General features: G+C 75.2%; 18 protein-coding genes, 1 tRNA gene and 1 pseudogene. 6 read left to right on the top strand and 14 right to left on the bottom strand.

Annotation, left to right across the window (positions count from 1 at the left end; genetic code table 11):
- Window positions 1–66: 66 nt before the first annotated feature.
- Window positions 67–139: transfer RNA gene (locus Acit_RS00110), tRNA-Thr, on the top strand.
- A gap of 109 nt (window positions 140–248) precedes the next feature.
- Here the strand turns inward: Acit_RS00110 and Acit_RS00105 are convergent.
- From Acit_RS00105 to Acit_RS00095, 3 genes are all read right to left on the bottom strand, one after another.
- A complete protein-coding gene (locus Acit_RS00105; protein ID WP_248104920.1) occupies window positions 249–581 on the bottom strand; it encodes a HepT-like ribonuclease domain-containing protein in 333 nt (110 codons plus the stop codon).
- Window positions 578–1,084 carry a helix-turn-helix domain-containing protein gene (locus Acit_RS00100; RefSeq protein ID WP_248104919.1) on the bottom strand — a complete coding sequence of 169 codons (507 nt, stop codon included), beginning with the start codon at window positions 1,082–1,084 and terminating at the stop codon, window positions 578–580. Before Acit_RS00100 ends, Acit_RS00105 begins: the two co-directional genes overlap by 4 nt.
- A gap of 259 nt (window positions 1,085–1,343) precedes the next feature.
- Entirely contained in the window at window positions 1,344–1,880 is a 537-nt protein-coding gene (locus Acit_RS00095) for a hypothetical protein (RefSeq protein WP_248104918.1), read from the bottom strand.
- 496 nt (window positions 1,881–2,376) lie between these two features.
- Here Acit_RS00095 and Acit_RS00090 point away from each other — a divergent pair, with 496 nt between their 5' ends.
- Complete coding sequence (locus tag Acit_RS00090; protein ID WP_248104917.1) at window positions 2,377–2,766, top strand: hypothetical protein; 390 nt, start codon at window positions 2,377–2,379, stop codon at window positions 2,764–2,766.
- A 23-nt stretch (window positions 2,767–2,789) separates the two neighbouring features.
- Here the strand turns inward: Acit_RS00090 and Acit_RS00085 are convergent, their stop codons facing one another.
- Complete coding sequence (locus Acit_RS00085; protein ID WP_248104916.1) at window positions 2,790–3,683, bottom strand: LLM class F420-dependent oxidoreductase; 894 nt, start codon at window positions 3,681–3,683, stop codon at window positions 2,790–2,792.
- A gap of 79 nt (window positions 3,684–3,762) precedes the next feature.
- Between Acit_RS00085 and Acit_RS12600 the strand changes: the two genes are divergently transcribed.
- Window positions 3,763–5,994: a chloride channel protein gene (locus Acit_RS12600; protein ID WP_312708788.1), complete on the top strand. Its 2,232-nt coding sequence runs from the start codon at window positions 3,763–3,765 to the stop codon at window positions 5,992–5,994.
- Between the two features lie 11 nt (window positions 5,995–6,005).
- Window positions 6,006–7,631 carry an LCP family protein gene (locus Acit_RS00070; RefSeq protein ID WP_248104915.1) on the top strand — a complete coding sequence of 542 codons (1,626 nt, stop codon included), beginning with the start codon at window positions 6,006–6,008 and terminating at the stop codon, window positions 7,629–7,631.
- Between the two features lie 21 nt (window positions 7,632–7,652).
- Here the strand turns inward: Acit_RS00070 and Acit_RS00065 are convergent, their stop codons facing one another.
- The 6 genes and pseudogenes from Acit_RS00065 to Acit_RS13760 form a co-directional block, all read right to left on the bottom strand.
- Window positions 7,653–8,393, bottom strand: coding sequence for a TrmH family RNA methyltransferase (locus Acit_RS00065; RefSeq protein ID WP_248104914.1), 741 nt, complete (start codon window positions 8,391–8,393; stop codon window positions 7,653–7,655).
- A 290-nt stretch (window positions 8,394–8,683) separates the two neighbouring features.
- On the bottom strand, window positions 8,684–9,841 hold the full coding sequence (gene ispF, locus Acit_RS00060) for a 2-C-methyl-D-erythritol 2,4-cyclodiphosphate synthase (RefSeq protein ID WP_248104913.1): 1,158 nt from the start codon (window positions 9,839–9,841) through the stop codon (window positions 8,684–8,686).
- A 77-nt stretch (window positions 9,842–9,918) separates the two neighbouring features.
- A complete protein-coding gene (locus Acit_RS00055) occupies window positions 9,919–10,395 on the bottom strand; it encodes a CarD family transcriptional regulator (RefSeq protein WP_248104912.1) in 477 nt (158 codons plus the stop codon).
- Between the two features lie 95 nt (window positions 10,396–10,490).
- Window positions 10,491–11,705, bottom strand: a complete 1,215-nt coding sequence (gene disA / locus Acit_RS00050; protein WP_248104911.1) for a DNA integrity scanning diadenylate cyclase DisA — start codon at window positions 11,703–11,705, stop codon at window positions 10,491–10,493.
- Window positions 11,706–11,777: 72 nt separating this feature from the next.
- Complete coding sequence (gene radA, locus Acit_RS00045; protein WP_248104910.1) at window positions 11,778–13,229, bottom strand: DNA repair protein RadA; 1,452 nt, start codon at window positions 13,227–13,229, stop codon at window positions 11,778–11,780.
- Between the two features lie 368 nt (window positions 13,230–13,597).
- Window positions 13,598–16,049: pseudogene (locus Acit_RS13760) on the bottom strand (ATP-dependent Clp protease ATP-binding subunit).
- 303 nt (window positions 16,050–16,352) lie between these two features.
- Here Acit_RS13760 and Acit_RS00035 point away from each other — a divergent pair.
- Window positions 16,353–17,378, top strand: coding sequence for a polyprenyl synthetase family protein (locus Acit_RS00035; protein ID WP_248104909.1), 1,026 nt, complete (start codon window positions 16,353–16,355; stop codon window positions 17,376–17,378).
- Between the two features lie 136 nt (window positions 17,379–17,514).
- On the top strand, window positions 17,515–18,840 hold the full coding sequence (locus tag Acit_RS00030) for a VTT domain-containing protein (protein ID WP_248104908.1): 1,326 nt from the start codon (window positions 17,515–17,517) through the stop codon (window positions 18,838–18,840).
- On the opposite strand, the gene Acit_RS00025 is transcribed toward Acit_RS00030, so the two are convergent.
- From Acit_RS00025 to Acit_RS00005, 4 genes are all read right to left on the bottom strand, one after another.
- Window positions 18,837–19,439: a hypothetical protein gene (locus tag Acit_RS00025; RefSeq protein ID WP_248104907.1), complete on the bottom strand. Its 603-nt coding sequence runs from the start codon at window positions 19,437–19,439 to the stop codon at window positions 18,837–18,839. The genes Acit_RS00030 and Acit_RS00025 overlap by 4 nt on opposite strands.
- Window positions 19,436–20,176 (bottom strand): type III pantothenate kinase, encoded by a 741-nt coding sequence (locus Acit_RS00020; protein ID WP_376745986.1) that lies wholly within the window; start codon window positions 20,174–20,176, stop codon window positions 19,436–19,438. The genes Acit_RS00025 and Acit_RS00020 overlap by 4 nt, the downstream gene beginning before the upstream one ends.
- A gap of 291 nt (window positions 20,177–20,467) precedes the next feature.
- On the bottom strand, window positions 20,468–21,370 hold the full coding sequence (gene nadC / locus Acit_RS00015; protein ID WP_282435885.1) for a carboxylating nicotinate-nucleotide diphosphorylase: 903 nt from the start codon (window positions 21,368–21,370) through the stop codon (window positions 20,468–20,470).
- Window positions 21,367–22,786, bottom strand: a 1,420-nt coding sequence (locus tag Acit_RS00005) for an L-aspartate oxidase (RefSeq protein WP_282435884.1), incomplete at its 5' end; no start/stop codon positions are given. The genes Acit_RS00005 and nadC, both read right to left, overlap by 4 nt.

The raw sequence follows: 22,786 nt of genomic DNA, 5'->3' as shown, positions 1-22,786 counted from the left end.
GGGCGGCGGCGGGGGACGGCACGGCGCCGAGCCGGCCGGCGGTTCGGCGCTAACGTCCGGCTGACGGCCGGTGTGGCGCAGCTGGTAGCGCAGGCGACTTGTAATCGTCAGGTCGTGGGTTCGAGTCCCACCACCGGCTCGGAAACTCGCGAGTCCGAGGGCCGGGCTATCCCTGAGGCGTCCACTCGGGTCGTCGTGAGCCTGGAACCGCAGTCCGCTGGTCCTGTGTCCCGGCTGACCCGGTTCTGTCAGTCGTCCACGATCCGGAGGAGCCGGCGCACCGCCGCCTCGAGCTCGGGGAGATCCTCGTCCACCGTGGCGGCAACGATGGCGTGCGAGGCGTCGAAGTAGCGGTGAGCGAGACGGTCCCGCATCCCGGCGATCTGCGCCCAGGGGAGAGTGGGCTCATGGGCGAGCAGCTCCTGGGAGAGGGCCTTGACCGCTTCGCCGACCTCAATGAGCCGGACGCGCACCGCGTCGAAGACGAGCCCGTCGTGCAGGTCGCCGCGCTCGAGATGGGAGCGGATGGCGTCGATGGCGACCACGATGTCCTCGAGGCGTTGACGGTCCCGGCGGCTCAAAGCGGCACGGCCTCGCCGAGCACCTCAGCAGCCACCGCCGCCTTGAGGTCGCCAGCGGGCACCAGGTCGACCCGGGCACCGAGCAGCTGCTCGAGCTCCGCCTGGCAGCGTGCGAGGGTCACCAGGCCTACCCCTTCGGGCACCTCGACGAGAAGATCCACGTCGCTCCCCGGGCCCTCCTCACCGCGGGCCACGCTCCCGAACAGACGGGGGTTGCCCAGCCCATAGCGGGCCAGGATCCCCTGCAGCTCGACGCGCCGATCCCGGACCCGCTCCGCAAGCTCGCCGAGGGGCGCTCGGGCCGTTGCCGCTTCGGACAGCCCCAGGTCCAGCTCGAAGCCGGCGGCGGCAACCAGACGAGCCAGCATCGGCACCGACGGCTGGCGCGCGCCGGACTCGTACGCGCTGACCACGCTCTGGGCCACCCCGGCACGACGGCCCAGCTCCGCCTGGGACAACCCGGCACGCCGGCGGGCCTCCCTCACCAACCCCCCAGCACGCACCACACCAAGACGATAGCGGATCGTCGATGCCTCTGCGGTCGTGGACCAGCCGACCCGAGCATGCAACACGAGGCGAGGCGCGCTCCGCCCGCACCGCAATGGGTGTCGGATGCGACCTTGCCCGAAACTGGACCCGGTCTGCCACCCCCGTTCAAGGGGCGAGCGTGCCGGTGGAGCGAAGACGGGCCCGGGCCGCCGGTGCGACCCGCTCTTCGATGTCGTTTTCCCACCATCCGAGGGACGCCCGCCGTGGCCGGTCTCAGCCCCACACGCTCAGCACCCGCACGGCCGAGAACGGGCTGCCCTCCTGCTCCTGGGCCTGGCAGTCGGCCTGCCACCAGGGGATGCCACCTTCCGGCGGGTGGCAGTCGGCGACGGTCGTGCCGCTCCCACCCGAGGCGGCCGATGGTGGGGGCGAACAGCTGAAGGGGCCGAGGCCGCCCCAGGCGGCGTTCACGAAGACGCAGGCCTGCTGGTCGGCCAGCTCCATCGCCCACACCCGGGCGGGCTCCGCCGTCGGTGGCGGCAGGGTCGACGCCTCGAGCTCGATCGCCGTGTCCCGCACGGGGTTCGTCGGGCACAGGAGCACCCGCGGGGAGCCCGGGCCGGGGGCGGCGAAGCAGGGATCGAACACGAAGGACGGCCCTCCGGGACTGACCCGGCCGGTGAAGCACCGGTAGGAGTCTCCGCCGGCCACCCCGTCGGTCAGGCACTCCTGCGCCACCGCATGGTTCGTCACGGTGACGCCCGGCGCCACCTGCCCACCGGTGGTGAAGAGGGTCAGAACCGAGTGCACCACGGTGCCCGACGCGCTCGCGCTGCTCGCCGGTGCTGGACTCGTACTCCCCGGCGGCTCCGGGCTCGCGCTCTGCGGGCCGGTACTCGCCGGCATGCTGCTCGTCGCGCCAGCCGACGAGCTCGCGGCAGCACTTCCCGCACCGACCGATCGGCTGCGGGCCGCCGTCGAGGTCGTGCCGGCGGACGACGTCGTCACGCAGGCAGCGAGGAGGAGGGCCACGCCCCCGAGGCCCACCCAGAGGAAGCCAGTTCGTCGGCGCATACCCCTCCCTCCCCGAGAAGCCCCGCCAGCAGGGACCCTCCGGGGCCGCTCCCCGGCATGGTGCCTCCAGCCTGTCCCTCGGACAAGGGCGGCCGCAGGCCCCCAGCCCGTCGCCGCAGGGGTGACCGGACCTGGACCCCGGCCGGGGCCTAGGGTGCTCATCGGGCGGGACCGGCCACGCGCCACCCCGCGCACCGCGGGGGTGGCCCGCGGCTCAGGGAAGGAGAGCCTCATGGTGGGCGAGAAGGTGCTGCACTTCCAAGGCAAGGGCACCGACCTGGGCAACCTGCAGTCCCAGATCGAGTCCTACTTGAAGAACGACGGGTTCACCGTCCAGAGCTCGAAGCCCAGCGACCACGGGGTGGTCATCCAGGCCAAGAAGGGCGGCTTCCTCCGGGGGGTGGTGGACGCCGACCGAGCCATGACCACCATGCTGAGCGGCAGCCCGGCCGACTTCACCGTGCGGATCGGCGTGGGCAAGTGGCTCGAGCACCTGGCGGTGGCCGCGGTGGAGACCCTCTTGATCTCCAACCTCTTCCTCGTGGTCGACGTGGCCGAGAGCGCCTGGAACCTCGAGGTCGAGGACAAGCTCGTCAAGGCCATCGACTCCTTCGTCGGCTGAGCCGACCCGAGGTCCCCTCGGCGTCAGCCGGCCCGGTCGGCGAAGGGCCGGGCCACCTCCTCGAAGAACTCGGCCAGGGCGTCCCGCCGGCGACTACCCCGACCGAGGTTCCAGTCGGGCAGGACGAACTCCCCCACCCCCGCCGCCTGGTACCCGGCCAGGAGGTCCTGGAGCTCGCTCGCCGAGCCCGTCACCGTCGGCATGCGGCCGTCGCTCGGGGAGCGGCCCCCGAGGTCCACGAGCACCTGGGCGCTGCGCCGGATGCTCGCCGGGTCCCGCCCGACGGCCTCGCAGTGGGCGTCCAGCACCGCCCCCTTCGCAGCCAGGACCTCGGGGGTGCCCCAGGTGTTCCACTCGTCGGCCCATCGGGCCACGATGCGAAGCGTCCGGCGTTCCCCGCCGCCCCCGACCAGCAGCGGCAGGTGGGCCTGGCGGGGCTTGGGTTCCGACGGGGCGTCCACCAGCCGGTAGTGCCGACCGCGGAAGTCGGCCCGGGGTTGGTCCGCGAGGAGCCGCAGCACCTGGCAGGCCTCCTCCAGACGGTCCAGGCGCTCTCGGGCGTCGGGGAAGTCGATCCCGTAGGCCCGGTGCTCGTTCTCCTGCCAGCCGGCCCCGATCCCCAGCACCAGCCGGCCGCCGCTCAGCTGGTCCACGCTGGCTGCCTGGTTGGCCAGCACAGCCGGGTGCCGGTAGGTGACCGAGCAGACCAGCGACCCCAGCCGGACTCGGGGCACGGCCACGGCCAGGCCGGCCAGGACCGCCCAGCACTCCAGGGTCGGGCGCGCCAGGTCCCCGCCCGCCGGCATGAAGTGGTCCGCCACCCAGACCCCCTGGTAGCCGAGCTCCTCGGCGTCCTGGGCGCAGGCCAGCAGGTCCTCCCAGGACTGGCCCGTCGTGGGCCACACGCTGAACCGCACAGGCCGACCCTAGCCAACAGCGGGCCCCTCGCCCTGAACGGCGGAGCAGGAGCCGGAAAGCGGGGACCATACTGCGTGGGTGACCACGCCGGCCGGAGCTCCGAAGGACCGCCTCGGGGCCGGCCGGTCCAGCGGGTCCGGATCGGCCCTCTCGGAGCTCGGGCCCCGGGGTCGGGCTCTTGCGGCCTCCCTGGGCGCCGCCCTGAAGGACGCCCCCTACGTGGTCCGCTGGCTGGTCCTCGGGGCCATCGTCGGGGCCTCGGCCGGCCTCGTCGTGGTGGCCTTCGTCCGAACCATCGGGGTGGCCGACCAGCACCTCCTGGCGCCCCTGGCCGGCTACCACGCCCCGAGCACCTACGCGAACGGGGGCCAGCCCGGTTCGCTCCACCTGGTGCGCCCCTGGGCCCTGCCCCTCGTGGTCGGCCTCGGCGGCCTCTTGGGCGGGGTCATCGGCCTGGTCGTCCCCGAGGTCCGCGGCTCGGGCACCGACGAGGCCCTCCGGGCGGTCCACGAGAACCCCCGGGCCCTTCGCCTGCGGAGCATCCCTGCCAAGATCCTCGCCTCGGCCTGCACCATCGGCTCGGGCGGCTCCGGTGGCCCCGAGGGCCCAAGCGCCCAGGTGGCCGCCGCCGTGGGCTCCTGGCTGACCCGCCTGCTGGACCTGGCCCAGACCGACGGCCGGGTGGCGGTGGCCATCGGCCTCGGCTCGGGCATCGGCTGCGTCTTCCGGGCGCCCCTCGGCGGCGCCCTGCTCTCCGCCGAGATCCTCTACCGCCAGGACGCCGAGATGGAGCTCGTCGTGCCCTCGGCCATCGCCTCCATCGTCGGCTACACCGTCTTCGGGGCCTTCCAGGGCTTCGGGCCCCTCCTGGGCTTTCCCGGCCAGTCCTACGTCTTCCGCCACCCCCTCAACCTGCTCTGGTTCGCCGTCATCGGGGTCCTGGCCGCCGCGCTCGGCACGGCCTACATCGCCTCGTTGTCCCTGGTCCGCCGCCTCGCCGCCCGTCTCGGCCCGAGCCGCGTCGCCCGGGTCCTCGGCCCGACCCTCGGGGCGGCGGCCACCGGGGCCCTGGCGGTCGGCATGCCGGGGGTCCTCGGGGCGGGCGACGGCTGGGCCCAGCGGGCCCTCGGCATCGGGGTCCTGGCCCTGCCCCTCTGGTTCGTCCTCCTCATGCCCCTCGCCAAGGTGGCCGCCACCGCCTTGACCGTCGGCTCGGGCGGCTCCGGCGGCCTGTTCAGCCCCGGCATGGTCATCGGGGCCTTCACCGGGGCGGCCACCTGGCGCCTCCTGCGCCACCTGGCCCCCGGCCTGGCCCACGACCCGGCCCCCTTCGTCATCGTCGGCATGATGTGCTGCCTCGGGGCCGCCGCCCGGGTGCCCCTGGCCATCACCGTCATGGTCGCCGAGATGACCTCCTCGGTCGGGGTCGTGGCCCCAGCCCTCTTGGCCGTCGGCCTCGCCACCTTGCTCATCCGCCAGCTCGACCTCAGCCTCATCGACGCCCAGCTCGGCTCCCGCGACGACCTCCCGGCCCGCCGGCTGGCCACCGCGCTGCCCCTGCTCGAGACCCAGCGGGTCGACGACTGCCTCCAGCCCCCCAGCCTGGTCCTCCCCGGCAGCACCACCGCCACCCAGGCACGGGCGGCCCTCGCCGACCAGCACCTCCCCGGCGCCCCGGTCGTCGACGAGCAGGGCCGCTTCGTCGGCGTCCTCGACCTCGCCCAGCTCGAGGAGGCCGAGCCCGAGACCCCCGTCGGCCGGCTCTGCGACCGCCAAGCCGTCACCACCGCCCCCGAGACCCGGGCTGCCCTGGCCGCCGCCTCCTTGGTCAACGCCGGCCGGGGCTGGCTGCCCGTCCTCGACCGCCACCGCCGGGTCCAGGGCATCCTGACCGCCGGCGACCTCGTCCGGGCCTCCCGCCACGTCGTCCTCCAGAGCCTCCGCCGCGCTGCCAGCGCCGGGCCGGCCGCCGCCACCCTGGATGCCGAGATCCACCCCCACTCGCCCCTCTGCGACCGTCGGCTCGCCGACGCCGGCCTGCCCCCCGGCGTGGTCCTCGTGGCCGTCAGCCGCGGCCCCGAAGTCGTCGTCCCCGACGGCCAGACCGTCCTGCGAGCCGGCGACCTGGTCAGCCTGCTGGTCCCCCAGGCGGCCCGCCAGCAGGTCCAGGCCCTCCTCGACCCGCCCGAGCCCGAGGAGCCGGCGGGGCCGTCCGAGGACGGCCGGGGTCCTGGCCCCGAGCCGGCCGCGTCGGCCGAGGGCGCCAGCGCCCCGGGGCCCTGCCACGGCAACGGCCGCCCCGGGGGGTAGCCTGGCCGGCCGTGCCGGATCCCGACGCACCTTTCTCCGCGCCCAACGCCAACCAGTCCACCCGTCCCGCCCGGGGCCGCGCCATGCCGGGCCGCGCCGCTCCGGGCCGCCCCGGGCAGCCCCCCTCCCGGACCGCCCGCCGCCGCTCGGCCCGCCGTCGCCGGCGCCTCCGGCGGACCATCGTGGCGGCCACCGTCCTCGTCGGCATCGTCGTGCTGCTCGCCGGCGGCGGCTACCTCTACGCCCTCTACCGCTACCACCAGATCCACAAGGACAAGGTCGGCAACCTCGTCTCCGAGGCCGACACCAAGGGCGTCAACATCCTGCTCATCGGCGAGAACTGCCGCGCCTGCCTGAACGGCAAGCAGGCCAACGCCTTCGGCACCGGCTCCGAGGTCGGCGGCAACCGCTCGGACGTCACCATGCTCCTGCACCTCGACCCGGCCACCCACACCGCCTCGGTCGTCTCCATCCCCCGGGACTCCTTCGTGCCCATCCCCGGCACCGACAAGGCCAACCGGGTCGACGACGCCTTGAACACCGGGCCGAGCGAGCTGGTGAAGACCATCGAGGACGACTACGGCATCCCCATCAACCACTTCGTGGGCCTCAACTTCGACACCTTCCAGGGGGTGGTCAACAGCCTGGGGGGCATCAAGATGTACTTCCCCGACCCCGTGAAGGACGCCTACTCGGGGCTCAACATCCCGAACCCCGGCTGCCATCTCCTCAACGGCTTCCAGGCCCTCGCCGTCGTCCGGGCCCGCCACATGTACTACGAGGTCAACGGCCAGTGGTACTACGACCCCACCGGCGACATCTCCCGGATCCACCGGGACCACGAGTTCTTGAAGGTCCTCGCCGCCGAGGTCAAGCCCCGCCTCCACAACCCCTTGACGGTCAACTCCCTCCTCGGCTCCATCGCCCCTGACCTCCAGGTCGACTCGGGCTTCGGCCTGAACGAGATGATCTCGCTGGTTCTGGCCTTCCGGAACGTCGACCCCGCCACCGTCCCGACCGCCACCGAGCCGGTCTTCGAGGTGCCCGGCGACTTCACCTACGACGGCGTCCCCGGCTACGGCTCGGTGGTCTTCCCGGTCAGCCCCACCGACTACACCCTCCTCTGGCAGCGTTTCGACATCAAGACCCCGGCCATCGCCCCCGGCACCACCGTCAGCGTCCTCAACGGCTCGGGCATCGCCGGGCAGGCCGCCGCCGTCGGCCAGGCCCTCACCAGCCTCGGCGAGCACGTCGTCAACGTCGGCAACGCCACCGCCTCCTCCGACCCCGCCGAAACCATCGTCTACTACCGCCCGGGGTACGAGAAGCAGGCCATGGCCCTCCTGCCCCACCTGAGCGGCAACGCCGTCATGGGCGAGCGGAACCTCCCGAGCGGCCTCGACCTGCAGGTCGTCACCGGCACCTACCTCTCGGTCACCGGCACCCCCGCCAGCACCAGCGCCACCGGCAGCTCGGCGGCCAGCAGCTCGGCCAGCGGGACCGGGACCAGCAGCGCCACGAGCGGGGTCCAGGGGCAGCCGGTGCCCTCGGTCGACGTCACCCCGGCCACCGAGCCCCTCCCGTCCTACGACCCCCGGGCCTGCCCCGCCGGCATGCCCGTCACGCCCGTCAGCTGACCCGGCGAGCCGCCCGGCGGTTCAGGCCACCGGGCGGCGCCCCGTCCCTCGCCGGCGGGCCACCTCGGCCAGGGCCACCGCCCCGGCCACCGCCACGTTCAGGGCCGGCAGCCTCCCGGCGAGGGGGATCCGGACGAGCTCGTGGCAGCGGGCCGCCGAGAGCCGCCGCAGGCCGCTGCCCTCGGCCCCGAGCACCAGGGCTACCGGCCCCTGGAGCACCTCGTCCTCGAGGTCGTAGAGGGACCGGTCGGCCCGCTCCGAGAGCCCCAGCGTGCGGCACCCCAGCTGCTCCAGCCGGGCCAGGGCGGCCGGCACCCCCGGCACCCGGCACACCGCCAGGTGCTCCAGCCCCCCGGCCGCCACCTTCATCACGCTCGGGGTCAGCTCGCCGCTCCGGTGCCGGGGCAGGACCAGCCCGCTCGCCCCCAGGCACGCGGCGCTCCGGGCCAGGGAGCCCACGTTCTGCGGGTCGGTGACCCCGTCGAGCACCACCAGCAGGGCCCGCTCGTCGGCCACCAGCTCGTCCAGGTCCACCTCGGGGACCGCCTCGGCGTAGGCCAGGACCCCCTGGGGCTGCTGGGTGCTGGCCAGCTGGGCCAGCCGGCCGGCCGAGACCAGCTCCACCGGCACCCGCCGCTGCCGGCACCACCGCTCGATCTCGTCCAGGATCGGGGCCGGCTCTTGCTGCTCGGCCAGCAGGACCCGCTGCACCCGCCGCCGACCCGCCTGCAGCAGCGCCAAGACCGCCTGCCGGCCCTCCACCTGCCGGCCCCGCTCCGTCCGGCCCGATGCCGAGCGGCCCGATATCGGCCGGCCCGGTGCCGACCGGATCGGCGTTGGCCGACCCTCGACAGCCCGGGCCCCTCGCCGGAGGTTCGCCGGGCTCTGGTGCCGCCCACCCGTCCCTCGGCCCGGGGCGTCCCGCCGGCTGTGGGCGGCCTTCGGGGGCCGAGGAGGCGTGCCCCCTGCTGTCCGCCCTGCCCGGGGGCCGCCCGCCCGATCGACCCCGGGCCGAGACGGCCGACCCCCCGCTCGCCTCGGGGGTCGGGGGCTCACCCGAGCCCCCCGCCGGGGCCCTCGGCCAGGAGCAAGCAGACGGCGAAGCAGGCCATCCCCTCCCGGCGGCCCAAGGAGCCGAGCCCCTCGGCCCGCTTGGCCGTCACCTGCACCGGGGCACCCAGCACCCCGCCGAGGCGCTCGCCCATGGCGCCCAGGTAGCCGGCCAGGGCTGGCCGCTCGGCCACCACCGTGCAGTGCCCGTTCCCGACCCGCCAGCCCGCCGCCTTCGCCATGGCCACGCTCCGGGCCAGCAGGTCCAACGAGTCCGCCCCCGCCCACGCCGGCTCGCTCGCCGGGAAGTGCTGCCCGATGTCGCCCAGGCCGGCCGCCCCCAGGACCGCGTCGGCCAGGGCGTGAGCCACCACGTCCGCGTCCGAGTGCCCCGCCAGGCCCGGCGCCCCCGGCACCTCCACCCCGCCCAGGACCAGCCGCCGGCCGTCGCTCGGCTCGGCGAAGGGGTGCACGTCGAACCCCTGGCCGACCCGGAACCCCCCGACCGGCCCCCCCAGGGTCGCCGCCATCAGCGCCAGGTCCTCCTTCGTCGTCACCTTCCGGTTGGCCGCTTCCCCCGGCACGCACCGCACCGCCAAGCCCAGCGCCTCCAGCAGGCCAGCGTCGTCCGTGGCCTCGCCCCCGCCCCGGTGCGCGGCCCGCAGCGCCTCGGCCCGGAAGGCCTGGGGGGTCTGGACCGCCACCAGCCGCTCCCGGGGAACCGTCCGGGTGACCACCGCACCCGTCGACGCCCCGGCGTCCAGGGGTTCGGGCAGCTCCTTCAGCGTGTCGCTCACCGCCAGGCCCGGCACGCAGCCGGCCGGGCCGCCGGGCCGGCGGACCTCGGCCAGGACCCGCTCGAAGAGCGCCGGGGTGGCCAGGGGCCGGGCCGCGTCGTGGACCACCACCCACCCGGCCTCCTCGGGCACCGCCGCCAGGCCCGAACGCACCGACGCCGACCGGCTCGGGCCGGCCTCGGCCACCCGGTCCGCCCCGGCCCCCACCACCGCCGGGTCCTCGGCGCTGCCCGCCGGCACTACCAGCACCACGCCCTCGCACACCGACCGGCACGCCTCGACCGCCCAGGCCACCAGGGGCCGCCCGGCCAGCTCGGCGAACTGCTTGGGGCCCCCGAAGCGCTGGCCCTGGCCCCCCGCCACCACCACCCCCCACACCGGGGCCCCGGGCCCCGCCGGCTCGGGCCTGGGTCCCTCCGAGCCGGGCTCCTGGGGGACGCTCAGGGCAGGACCTCGTCCAGGCGCCGCTCGGCCTCGGCCTCGTCGACGTCCAGGGCGAAGGTCAGCTCGGAGACCAAGATGGTCCGGGCCTTCTGCAGCATCCGCTTCTCGCCGGTCGAGAGGCCCTTGTCCTTGTTCCGGATCGACAGGTTCCGGACCACCTCGGCCACCTGGTAGATGTCGCCCGACTTCAGCTTCTCCGAGTGGTTCTTGTACCGCCGGGACCAGTTGGTCGGCATCCGGGCTTCCTTCTTCCGGAGGACGGCGAAGACCTCCTCGACCTCCTCGTCGTTGATGACCTCCCGGAGGCCCACGCCCTCGGTGTTGTCCGCCGGCACCATCAGGGTCAGGTCCCCGTAGGCCAGCTTCAGCACCAGGTACTCCCGCTGCTGCCCGAAGACCTCCCGCACCTCCCGGCGCTCGACGATCGCCGCGCCGTGGTGGGGGTAGACCACCTTGTCACCGATGTCGAACACGTCCGCTCTCCTGCCCTGCTGACCAGGCCGGCCCCCCAAGGCCCCGCGGGCCGGCGCTCAAGGATACCGGTCCCCGCTGCGCCCCCGAGCCGAGCTCAGGAGTAGCGGCCCAAGATGTTCGCCTCCACCAGCCGGGCCAGCCCGTCCTTCACCGTCTTCGCCCGGGCCTGGCCCACCCCGCCGACCTCCTCCAGCTCCTCGACCGACGCCCGCATGATCCGCTGCAGCCCGGCGAAGTGCTCCACGATCCGGTCCGCGATGGGCTCCGGGAACCGGGGCAGCCGGTGCAGCAAGCGGTAGCCCCGGGGCTCCAGCGACGCGTCCAGGTCCCCGTGGTCCAGCTCCAGGCCCAGGGCCTCGGCCACCGCCCGGGGGTCCAACAGCTCGTCCAGGCCCAGCCGCTCCAGCTTCGCCAGGCTGGCCTCCGGCGTGCCCGGTGGGCCCCCCACCGAGCCCCGGCCGTCGTCCTGGCCGGCTCCCCGGCCGGCCCGCCGGCGCGCCTCCCGGGGCCCCTCCGGGCGGCGTCCCCCACCGACCTGCTCGTGGCCGTCCATCCCCGCCGCCGAGGCGGCCTCGGTCCGCTTCTCCTGCAGGTAGTCCCGGACCACCAGCCGCCGGACCTCCTCCACCCCCTCGGTCAGCTCGTCCAGCTGCAGCCGGAACAGCCGGCCCTCGGCCCCCAGCTCCAGCAACGACGCCTCGATCTCCTCGGCGATCCGCCGCACCAGCTCGGCTGGCTGCAGCACCGCAGCCACGCCCCGCACCGTCACCGTGTCCTCGACCTCCAGGGCCGAGAGGGCGGCGACCGCCACGTCGAAGCGGTGCCGGAACCGCTCCAGGGTCTGCAGGGCCTGGCTCACCCGCTCGTGCAGCCGGCCCGCCGGCACCAGGGCGTGGCGGTCCGCGCCCCGGTAGACGGTCACGACCCCCATGGCCTGGGACACCGAGATCACCGGCACCTCGAGCGACCGGGCCACCCGCTCGGCGGTCCGGTGCCGGGTACCGGTCTCGGTCGTCGGGATGGTCGGGCTCGGCATCAGGTGCACGTTCGCCCGGGCGATCCGACCGGCGTCGGCCGACAGGATGATCGCCCCGTCCATCTTCGCCAACTCGGCCAGACGCTGGGGGCTGAACTCGGCGTCCAGCAAGAACCCCCCTGTGCAGATCCCGAGGACCTTCGGGTCGTCGCCGATCACCACCAGCGCCCCCCGCTTGGCCTGCAGGATCCGCTCCAGCCCCTCCCGCAGGGGCTTCCCCGGGGCCACCAGCGCCAGGGCCTCGGCCATCGCCGAGCTCGGGCGGACCACCACGCCCGCATGGTAGCCGGGGCCACCCCGGTCCCTCGGTCCCCCCGAGGGGCCTGGGCCTTCGCCGGCGCCGGCTCAGCGCTGCCCGAGCGCCACCGCCAACGCCTCGGCCACGCTCCGCACCGGCACCGCCCGGCAGCTGCCACTCGTCGTCTCCTCGCTGCGTCGGCTGCCCGCCCCGCCCGGCACGAGCAGCCGCGAGAAGCCGGCGGCGCCCGCCGCCGCCACCCGCTGGGCCACCCCCGGCACCCGCCGCACCTCCCCGCCCAGGCCCACCTCCCCGCAGGCCGCCAGGTCGGCTGGCACCGGCCGGTCCCACGCGGCCGAGGCCACCGCCAGGGCCACCCCCAGGTCCGCCGCCGGTTCGCTCAGCCGCAGGCCGCCCACCACCGAGACGAACACGTCCAGCGAGCCCCGCAGCGCCCCCGCCCGCCGATCCAGCACGGCCAGCAGCTGGGCCAGCCGGCCCGGGTCCAGCCCCTGGGCCCGCCGCTGCGCCGGGGCCACCGGGCTCCCCGGAGCCACCAGGGCCTGCACCTCGCAGACCACCGCCCGCCGCCCGTCCAGGGCCGCCACCACCGCGCTCCCCGGGCACCCCACCGCCCGGTCCCCGAGCAGCAGCGCCGAGGGGTCGAGCACCCCCTGGAGGCCCCGCTCGCCCATCTCGAACAGCCCCAGCTGCCCCGCCGGGCCGAACCGGTGCTTCACCGTCCGCACCACCCGCAGCGCCTGGTGCCGGTCCCCCTCCACCGTGACGACCGTGTCCACCAGGTGCTCCAGGACCCGAGGGCCGGCCAGGCTGCCGTCCTTCGTCACGTGCCCCACCAGCACCACCGCCACGCCCTCGCTCTTCGCCAAGGCCACGGCCCGCTCGGCCACCGCCCGCACCTGGGCCACGGTGCCCGGACCGCCCGCCACCTCCCGGTCGGCCATCGTCTGCACCGAGTCCACCACGACCAGCGCCGGCGCGAGCGGGGCGAGCTCGTCGAGGAGGCTGGCGTCGGTCGACGCCACCACGAGCAGCGCCTCGGGGATCGGGCCGAGGCGCTCGGCCCGCCGACGCACCTGGGTCACCGACTCCTCGGCCGACACCAGCACCGCCCGACGCCCCTCCCGGGCCACCGCCGTGGCCACCTGGAGCAGCAGCGTCGACTTGCCCACCCCCGGCTCCCCGCCCAGCAAGGTCACCGAACCCGGCACGATGCCCCCGGCCAGGACCTCGTCGAGCTCGGTGACCCCGGTCGGCACCGCCTCGGCGGCCTCCCCGTCGACCTCGGCGAGGGGCACCAGCGCCCCGCTGTCCGACCCCTCGGCCGCTCCCGACCGGGACCGCCAGGTGGGGTGCCGCCGCTGCGACGCCGCCAGGGCCTCGGCGGCGGCCCCCAGGCCGTCCCAGCGCAGCCCCGCGTCCCTCACCGGCTGCTCGACCAAGCTGTTCCAGGTCCCGCAACGCCCGCAGCGTCCCGCCCAGCGGGCGGCCTTGGCGCCACAGGTGGCGCACGAGAAGCGCAACACGGTCGTCCCCATCGCCCGGACCGTAGCGCCGGGGTGGGTCAGGGCCTCGGCCGGCCCGCCGCGCTCGGGGGTGCTCGGGCGAGGCGCCCCGATGGATGGTCGTCGGCGGAACTCAAAACACAACATGTCACACAAACTCCACAACGGCCATCGAGAGACCCCAGGTCCCCGCGTCCCCGTCTTCGGCCCGCACGACCTCCCGGGCCCCCGATGGCGGTGGGCCCACGGCGGCCACGGCCACGGACCTCCTTCCGCGCCACTGCCCGGCCCCAGGGGCCGGGCAGTGGTTGGTGTCCTTCGCCGGGGCCAGCAGGGGCGGGACTGCTCGGGCCGCCGGCGACGGGCAGGGCGGCCGAGGGTGGGGCCGCCCGTCGAGGGGCTCAGGAACCGGGGCTCGGCCCGGCCCCGGCCAGGGCCACGGGGGGTGGCTCCAGCCCCTCGACCGCCCGGAAGACGATCTCGCCGTTCTCGACGTCGACCACGACGGTCTCGCCGACCCGGAACTCCTTCCAGAGGATCCGCTCGGAGAGCGGGTCCTCGACGAGCTGCTGGATAGCCCGCCGCAGCGGCCGAGCCCCGAGGGTGGGGTCGTAGCCCTTCTCGGCGAGGAGGGCCTTGGCCGCCGGGGTGATCTCGAGCCCCATGCCCTGGGCCTCGAGCTGCTGGGCGGTGCGCTTCATCATGAGGTCGACGATCTGCTCGACCTCCTGCTTGGACAGCTCGTGGAAGACCACGACCTCGTCGATCCGGTTGAGGAACTCGGGCCGGAAGTGGGCCTTGAGGGCCTCGTGGACCTTGGCCTTCATGCGCTCGTAGGTCACGGCCTCCGAGGACTTGGCGAAGCCGACCGAGGCCTTGCGCAGGTCGGCGGTGCCGAGGTTGGAGGTCATGATGAGCACGGTGTTCTTGAAGTCCACCGTCCGACCCTGGGCGTCGGTCAACCGGCCGTCCTCGAGGATCTGGAGGAGGGTGTTGAAGACGTCCGGGTGGGCCTTTTCGACCTCGTCGAAGAGGACCACCGAGAACGGCTTGCGGCGGACGGCCTCGGTGAGCTGGCCGCCCTCCTCGTAGCCGACGTAGCCCGGCGGGGAGCCGACGAGGCGGGAGACGGTGTGCTTCTCCATGTACTCGCTCATGTCGAGCTGCACGAGGGCGTCCTCGTCGTCGAAGAGGAACTCGGCGAGGGTCTTGGCCAGCTCGGTCTTGCCCACGCCGGTGGGGCCGAGGAAGATGAAGGAGCCCGAGGGCCGCTTGGGGTCCTTCAGACCGGCCCGGGTCCGGCGGATGGCCCGGGCGAGGGCCTTGATGGCCTCCTCCTGGCCGACCACCCGCTTGTGGAGCTCCTCCTCCATCCGCAGGAGCTTGGCCGTCTCCTCCTCGGTGAGGCGGTAGACGGGGATGCCGGTCCAGTTGGCCAGGACCTCGGCGATGACCTCCTCGTCGACCACGTCGAAGAGGTCCATGCCCTCGGCCCGCCACTGGGCCTCCATGGCCGCCTTGCGCTCGAGGCGCTCCTTCTCCTGCTCGGCCAGCTTCTTGGCCTGGTCGAAGGCCTGGCGCTCGATGGCCGCTTCCTTCTCCTTGCGGATGCGGCCGATCTCGGCCTCCAGCTTCCGGTAGTCCGGCGGGGTGGACATCCGGCGGATCCGGAGCCGGCTGCCGGCCTCGTCGATGAGGTCGATGGCCTTGTCGGGCAGGTAGCGATCCGAGAGGTAGCGGTCGGCGAGGTTGGCCGCCGCCACGAGGGCCTGGTCGGTGATGGTCACCGCGTGGTGGGACTCGTAGCGGTCCCGGAGGCCCTTCAGGATCTCGATGGTGTGGGCCACCGAGGGCTGGTCGACCTTGATGGGTTGGAAGCGCCGCTCGAGGGCCGCGTCCTTCTCGAGGTGCTTGCGGTACTCGTCGAGGGTGGTCGCCCCGATGGTCTGGAGCTCACCCCGGGCGAGCATGGGCTTCAGGATCGAGGCGGCGTCGATGGCCCCCTCGGCGGCCCCGGCCCCGACGAGGGTGTGGAGCTCGTCGATGAAGAGGATGATGTCGCCCCGGGTCCGGATCTCCTTCGCGGCTGCCGGCCACGAGGGCCCCGAGGTCCAGGGTGTAGAGCTGCTTGCCCCGCAGCGTCTCGGGGACCTCGTCGGCCACGATCCGCTGGGCCAGGCCCTCGACGATGGCGGTCTTGCCGACCCCGGGCTCCCCGATGAGGACCGGGTTGTTCTTGGTCCGCCGGGAGAGGACCTGCATGACCCGCTCGATCTCCTTGTCCCGGCCGATGACCGGGTCGAGCTTCTTGTCCCGGGCCAGCTGGGTGAGGTTGCGGCCGAACTGGTCGAGGACGGGCGAGCCCGAGGGGGTCTCCGAAGAGCTCCCCGGGCCGGCCCCGACGGTCTCCTTGCCCTGGTAGCCCGAGAGGAGCTGGATGACGGTCTGGCGGACCCGGCCGAGGTCGGCCCCCAGGCTGACCAGGACCTGGGCCGCCACCCCCTCGCCCTCCCGGACGAGGCCCAGGAGCATGTGCTCGGTCCCGATGTAGTTGTGGCCCAGCTGCAGGGCCTCCCGCAGCGAGAGCTCGAGGACCTTCTTCGCCCGCGGGGTGAAGGGCGGGGAGCCCGTGGGCGCGGAGCCCGACAGCCCGATCGTCTCCTCGACCTTCTCCCGGACGGCTTCCAGGGTGATGCCGAGTTGCTCCAGGGCCTTGGCAGCGACGCCCTCGCCCTCGTGGATCAGGCCCAGCAGGATGTGCTCGGTCCCGATGAAGCTGTGGTTCAGCAGCCGGGCCTCTTCCTGCGCGAGCACCAGGACTCGACGGGCTCGATCCGTGAAGCGTTCGAACACCAGACCGCCTCCCTCGACGGTTGTCTGACGGCACCGAGTGTACCGGCACCCCCTTGGTCTCCGACACCACCCGCCGCCCCGGATGACCGGGGGCGGCTGACGGGGTCAGTTGGTCCAACATCGGCAGCCGGCCCATCCTTCCTGACCCCTCCCTACCTTCCGACGTGGTTTGACCACTACTCGTGAGATTCTGGGGGTGAGCGGGGACGGGGCGTCGGGGTCGTTGCCCTCGGCGGGCCCGCCGAGGGGGTGCGGCAGACTCGATGGGCCAAGGGTCGCTCCGGTCGCCTATCGTCGGGGGCGGTGGACCTCGCCCCCCTCCTCGAGCTGCCCAGCCTCGGGGACGGCCTCTCGAGGCTGGAGCCGGTCCTCCGGGAGGCCGTGGGCTCGGGGGATCCTTTCCTCGACGAGGTCGTCACCCACCTCATCGCGGCCGGCGGCAAGCGCATCCGTCCCTCCCTGGCCCTGGCGGCCGCCACGAGCCGGGGCCGGCGGGCCACCCGGGAGGACCTCCTCGGGGGGGTGACGGTCGAACTGGTCCACCTGGCCTCGCTCTACCACGACGACGTCATGGACGAGGCCACCATGCGGCGGAAGGTCGAGAGCGTGAACGCCCGCTGGGGGAACCTGGTGGCCATCGTGGCCGGCGACTACCTCCTGGCCCGCTCGGCCGAGATCGCCGCCAGCCTGGGCGCCGAGATCGCCGGCCTCCTGGCTCGCACCCTGGCCGCCCTCTGCCAGGGCCAGGTGGCCGAGGTCCAGGCGGCGTTCCGGACGGACCGCTCGGAGGACCACTACCTGGAGACCATCGCCGGCAAGACGGCCGCCTTGATGGCCACCTCCTGTCGCATCGGGGGCCTGACCGCCGGGCTGCCGAGCGGCGAGGTCGAGGCCCTGACGGCCTTCGGGGAGCGCTTCGGCATGCTCTTCCAGCTCCGGGACGACGTCCTGGACGTCATGGCGGATGCCGAGACCCTTGGGAAGCCGCCGGGCCAGGACCTGGCGGAGGGCGTCTACACCTTGCCGGCCCTCCGGGCCCTGGCCGACCCCCACGTGGGCCAGGAGCTCGGCCGACTCCTCGGCCGGCCCCTGGACGTGGCCCAGCGCGAGACGGCCCGGCGGCTGGTGGCCCACTCCCCGGGCCTCCGGGAGGCCCTGGCCGTGGGCCGGCGCTTCGCCGAGGAGGCGGCCGAGGCCACCGCGGGCCTCGCGGACCGGGCCCTCGGCCGGGCCCTGCAGGGCCTGACCGACGACCTCGTGCAGGACATGGAGGAGGCTTCGGCCTGTCCCTTGGCGCCCCTGCCCCAGGCCGGTGAGGCCGCCAGCTGAGCCCTGCCACCATCGGAGCCCTGCCACCCCCCGAGCTCGGTCTTCAGCTACGCTTCAGCTTGGGTTCACCAAAGGTTCACTTGGCTGGGAGGGGTCTGACCCGGAGCCTGGTGGGGCCACCGGGTAGGCTCTTTTTGTGCTCGCCCTCTTGAACCCGACCTCGCTGGTCGCCTCGTCGGGCTACGCGGCCATCTTCTTGCTCTGCGTGGCCCAGTCCTGCTGCGTGCCGACCTCCTCGGAGCTGACCATGGGGTTCGCCGGGGTCCTGGCGGCCGAGGGTCGGCTGGGCCTGCCCCAGGTGATCGTGGTGGGGGCCGTCGGGGAGCTGCTCGGGGCGTACGTGGCCTGGTTCATCGGCCGGATGGCCGGGCGGGCCGTCGTCGACCGCTACGGCAAGTACCTGCTGCTCAGCCACCGGGACCTGGACCGGGCCGAGGCCTGGTACGACCGGCACCCCCGTTTCGGGGTCCTCGGCAGCCGGCTCCTGCCGGTCATCCGGAACTTCGTGGCCCTGCCGGCGGGCATCGCCGAGGTGCCCCTGGCCCGCTTCGGCATCCTGACCTTCATCGGTTCGCTCATCTGGGACGCCGCCATGGCACTCATCGGCTACTCGGTCGGCCAGCGCTGGCAGGAGGTCATGAAGGGCTTCAACGACGCCGGCTACGTCCTGGCCGTCCTGGTCGTGGCGGCCGTCGCCGTCTTCATCTGGCACCGCTGGCACGCCTACCGGGCCGCCACGGCCGCCGAGGGAGCCGGGGCCCACGGCGCCCCGACCTCCGGGACGGGGACCGAGCAGCTGGATGCCGACGGGTCCGTCATGGCCCGCAGCCGCCCCCGGGGCCGGCACCTGGCGGGCACCAGCCGTCCCGACCGGCCCGCCCCGTCGGGCCTCCAGCTCCCCAAGGGCGTGCTGCGGGTCCGGCAGCCCTCGAAGGGCCCAGCCCCCCTGCCCCGCCGATCGGCCCCAGCGCCCGAGCGGCCCCCGGCCCCTCGGCCCGAGACCTCGACCCGGCCCCTGGCCGACGCCTGGTCCGAGCCCCTCCCCACCGGCCAGGTCGCCCCGGTCGGCCCGCACCACGCCGACCGCCCGCCGGCCGAACCCCCCGAGGCGCACGAGCGGGCCGCCGTCGACCGGGCCCCCTTCGACTGGGCGGCCAGCGGCGACGAGCCCACCCGGATCCAGCCGGCCCTGGCGGCCGAGGCTCCCCGGCACCCGGCGGACCAGCACCTGACGGACCGGCGCCTGACGAACCGGCACCCGGCGGAGGAGCCCACCACCGTCCACTCGGCCCTGGGCCGTCTCCAGCCGGCCCCGAAGGCGCCGGCAGAGGCGCCCCGCAGCCCCCACCCCCCGGCGCCCACGGAGGCCCCGTCGACCGCCCCGTCGGGACGGCCCGGGGGGGCCGAGCCGGCGGCCACCCACGTCCGGATCCTCGGACCCGAGGAGTCCCGGGACTCCTAGTCGTCGTCGGCGGCCTTCAGCACCTCCCCCAGGGGAGCCGGCAGGCTCCAGCGGTCCTTCGGCAGGTGGTGCTCCCGGGCCCAGCGCACGGTCCACGGCGCCGCGCCGGCGGCGGCCAGGAGGGCCGAGCCGAGCTGGTCGTGGCGGAGGTAGCGCTCGGCCCGGGCCCGCCACCCCCGACCGGCCGCCCCGCTCCCCTCGAGGAGCCGCTCCCGTCCCTGGAGGACCGCCAGGGCGGTCACGGCGCTCCGCCCCAGGGGCCCGAGGTCGGCCAGCAGCTTGCCGCAGTCGTGGAGCAGGGCCCCCGCCAGCAGGGCCCGCCGGGCCTCGGGGTCGGGCACCAGCCCGGGCTGGCGCGCCTCGAGCGCCTCGAGCCCCTCGAGGGCCCGCCGGGCCACCGCCAGGCCGTGGCGCCGGTCCGGCCCGGGCAGGAGCTGCCACAGGGCCAGCTCGCCTGGCCGCAGCAGGCTCGCCACCCAAGCCTCCCCGGCTGCGCTCGGTCCCCCGGGCCAGAGCGACCCCAGGAACCGTCGGGCCAGGTGGCTGAGGGACCCGAACCCTTCGGCGGCCACCCGGCTCCCCGGCCCGTCTCCCTTCACCCGCTCACCCCGCCCTCGTGGTTCCGGTGGAAGGCGATCCGCAGTCCGTGCAGGGTCAGCCAGGGCTCCCGGACCTCCACGCAGCGGGTGAAGGGGGCGATGAGCTCGGAGAGGCCCCCGGTGGCCACCACGGTCGCCGGGCCCAGTTCGTCCTGGATCCGTTCGCAGAGCCCATCCACCTGGGCGGCGAACCCGTAGAGGACTCCGGACTGGATCGACTCGGCGGTCGACCGCCCAATGGCGCTCCGGGGCTCCACCAGCTCGACCCGCCGCAGGGCGGCCGCCTCGTGGAACAGGGCGTCCAGGGAGATCCCGACCCCTGGGGCGATGGCCCCGCCCAGGTACTCCCCGGCGGCCGAGATGGCATCGAAGGTCGTGGCCGTGCCCAGGTCCACGACGATGCTCGGGCCCCCGTAGAGGTCGTAGCAGCCGATGGCGTTCGCCACCCGGTCCGGCCCGACCTCCCGGGGCGAGTCGTAGAGGATCGGCATGCCCGAGCGCACCCCCGGGCCCAGGGCCACCAGCGGCACCCTGAACCACCGGGCTGCCATCTCCCGCAGGGCCGCCGTCGCCGCCGGCACCGAGGAGGCCACGGCGATGCCCCCCACCGCCTCCGGCCCCAGGCCCTCCAGGTCCAACAGCTGCCGCAGCAGCAAGGCGTGCTCGTCGGGGGTCCGGGCATCCACCGTCGAGAGCCGCCAGTGCCGGACCAGGTCCACCGGCTCCCCGACCGGCACCGGCCGTCGACCCCGCGGCCCCCCACTGCCCGGCCCCCCACTGCCCGGCTCCAAGCTGGCCCGCCCCCCACTGCCCGGCTCCCTGGGGCCTGGCCCTGCACCCTCGACCGGGACCCCGGCGCCCGCGCCCCGGCGGCCGGCCCGCTCGGGGACCCCCCCGCCGGGTCCCGTCCCGTTCCCGGGCTCGGCGAAGAGCCCCACGACGGTCTCGGTGTTGCCCACGTCGATGGCCAGCAGCACGCCCCGTTCCCCTCCGGCTCGTCCTCGTCCCGTCCCGGCCCGGGATGCCCCTCAGGAGCCGGCCGGCTCGACCACCGTCAGGTCCAGGCCCAGGTCCAGGGCCGGGGCCGAGTGGGTCAGCTGGCCCACCGACAGCAGGTCGCAGCCGGCCGCCGCCAGGGCGGGGGCCCGTTCCAGGGTCACCCCACCCGAGACCTCCAGCAGGGGCCGCCCCGGGCCCTGGCCCACCAGCTGGTCGACCAGGGCCACGGCCTGGCGGACCTCCTCGGGCCCCATGTTGTCCAGCAGCACCATGCTGGCCCCGGCCCGCACCGCCTCCTCGACCTGGTCCAGCCGGTCGCACTCGACTTCGACCATCCGACCCGGCCAGGCTGCCCTGGCCCGCCGGACGGCCTCGCCGATCCCGAGGCCCCCGAGGTGGTTGTCCTTCACCAGGACCCCTTCGCTCAAGCTGCCCCGGTGGTTCCGCCCACCCCCGGCCCGCACCGCCGCCTTCTCCAGGGCCCGCAGCCCCGGCGTGGTCTTCCGGGTGTCCAGCACCGCCGTCGCCGGGTTGGCCGCGGCCACCGCCTCGACGAACCGCCGGGTCAGGCTGGCCACCCCGGAAAGGTGGCAGAGGAAGTTCAGCGCGGTCCGCTCGGCCTGCAGGACGCTCCGCAGCTCCCCTTCCAGCCAGCCGCAGACCGTCCCCGGGGCCAGGCTCGCCCCGTCCCGCAGCTCGAATCGGGCCACCAGCCCCGGGTCGACCTGCCGGCAGGTCTCCTCGGCGCAGGCCACCCCGGCCAGCACCCCGGCCTGCCGGCTCACCACCGCCGCCCGGGCCCGAAGCCCGGCGGGCACCAGGGCCGCGGTCACGTCCCCCATGGGCAGCAGGTCCTCGGCCAGGGCCCGGGCCACGGCCTCCCGGACCGCCTGGGCCGGGGGCTCCACCGGCACGAGCGGCTCCCCGCTCATCCCGCTCCCCCGGCCGCCTGGCCGTTCTCGTCCCCGGTGGGACCCTGGACCAGCCGCAGCCGCCAGGCCGGGTCGGTCGCCGGGAACTCCCGCCGGGTCTGGCTGCCCCGGGTCTCCTCCCGGGCCAGCGCCCCCCGGACCACCGCCCAGCCGACCGCCAGGAGGTTCCGCAGCTCCAGGGCCTCCCGGGGCAGCGTCCCCGGCGCCCAGGCCCGTTCGAGGGCCCCTGCCACCTCGGCCAGGCCCTCCGCTGCCCGGGCCAGGGACCCCGCCGAGCGCACCACCCCCGCCCCCTGGGTCATGGCCCGCTGCAGCTCCACCCGCAGTTTCGCCAGCTCCCCGCTTGCGACCGGCCCAGGCTCGACCGGTCCCGCCCCGACGCCAGCCCCAACACCGCCAGCCTCAGCACCGGCACCCCCGACGCCAATCCCCCCGGAGGGGACCCGCTCGGAGGGGGCCCACCCGGGGAGGTCCTGCGAGCGGAGGAGCCGGAGGGGCAGGTGCTCCTCGTCGGCCTCGTCTGCGGCCCGGCCCCGGCCGGTCAGCCAGGGGGCGAGGGCCCCGCTGGCCTGCGGCCCGTCCCGGCCGGCCAGGATGGCCTCGGCGGCCCGGGCGCCGAAGACCATGCCTTCGAGCAGGGAGTTCGAGGCCAGGCGGTTCGCCCCGTGGACCCCCGAGCAGGCGCACTCCCCGACGGCGAAGAGGCCCGGGAGGGCGCTCGCCCCGTCGAGGTCGGTCAGGATGCCCCCGGCCAGGTGGTGGGCGGCCGGGGCGACCGGCAGCCAGTCCCGGCTGGGGTCGAGGCCGATCTCCCGCACGCTGGCCGCCAGGGTCGGGAAGCGCTGGTCGAAGCGGTCCAGGCCGGTGGCGTCGAGCCAGACGTGCTCCCCGCCGTCGCGCTCCAAGCGGTCGGCGATGGCCCGGCTCACCACGTCCCGGGGGGCCAGCTCGTCGACGAACCGCTCCCCCTGGGCGTCCCGGAGCAGGGCCCCGTGGCCCCGCAGGGCCTCGGAGAGCAGCGGCCGGGGCATCTTCGGGTGGTGGAGGGCCGTGGGGTGGAACTGCACGAACTCCAGGTCCGCGAGCGGCACCCCGGCCCGCAGGGCCATGGCCAGGCCGTCCCCGGTGACCTCGGCCGGGTTCGTCGTCACCGCGTAGAGCTGGCCCAGCCCGCCGCTCGCCAGCAGGACCCGCTCGGCGCTGACCGCCTGGAGCCGACCGGCCGGGTCCAGGGCCAGGACCCCTCGGCAGCGGCCCCCCTCGACGAGCAGCTCCAGGGCGAACCAGCCTTCCAGGAGGGCCGCGGCGCTGTCCTGGACCGCGGCCACCAGGGCCCGCTCCACCTCGGCGCCGGTGGCTGCCCCGCCGGCGTGGACCACCCGGGGCCGCGAGTGGCCTCCTTCCCGGGCCAGCTCC

The organism is Aciditerrimonas ferrireducens (assembly GCF_023130475.1).
Classification (GTDB): Bacteria; Actinomycetota; Acidimicrobiia; order Acidimicrobiales; family UBA8190; genus Aciditerrimonas; species Aciditerrimonas ferrireducens.
Note: the sequence above shows the minus strand (reverse complement) of the source record. Positions and strands in the feature narration are given on the sequence as shown.

Excerpts from the sequence above, each read along its gene's own strand:
- Acit_RS00090 (WP_248104917.1), top strand. The coding sequence starts at position 2,377 with ATGGTGGGCGAGAAGGTGCTGCACTTCCAAGGCAAGGGCACCGACCTG.
- radA (WP_248104910.1), bottom strand. The coding sequence starts at position 13,229 with ATGGGGACGACCGTGTTGCGCTTCTCGTGCGCCACCTGTGGCGCCAAG.
- nadC (WP_282435885.1), bottom strand. The coding sequence starts at position 21,370 with ATGAGCGGGGAGCCGCTCGTGCCGGTGGAGCCCCCGGCCCAGGCGGTC.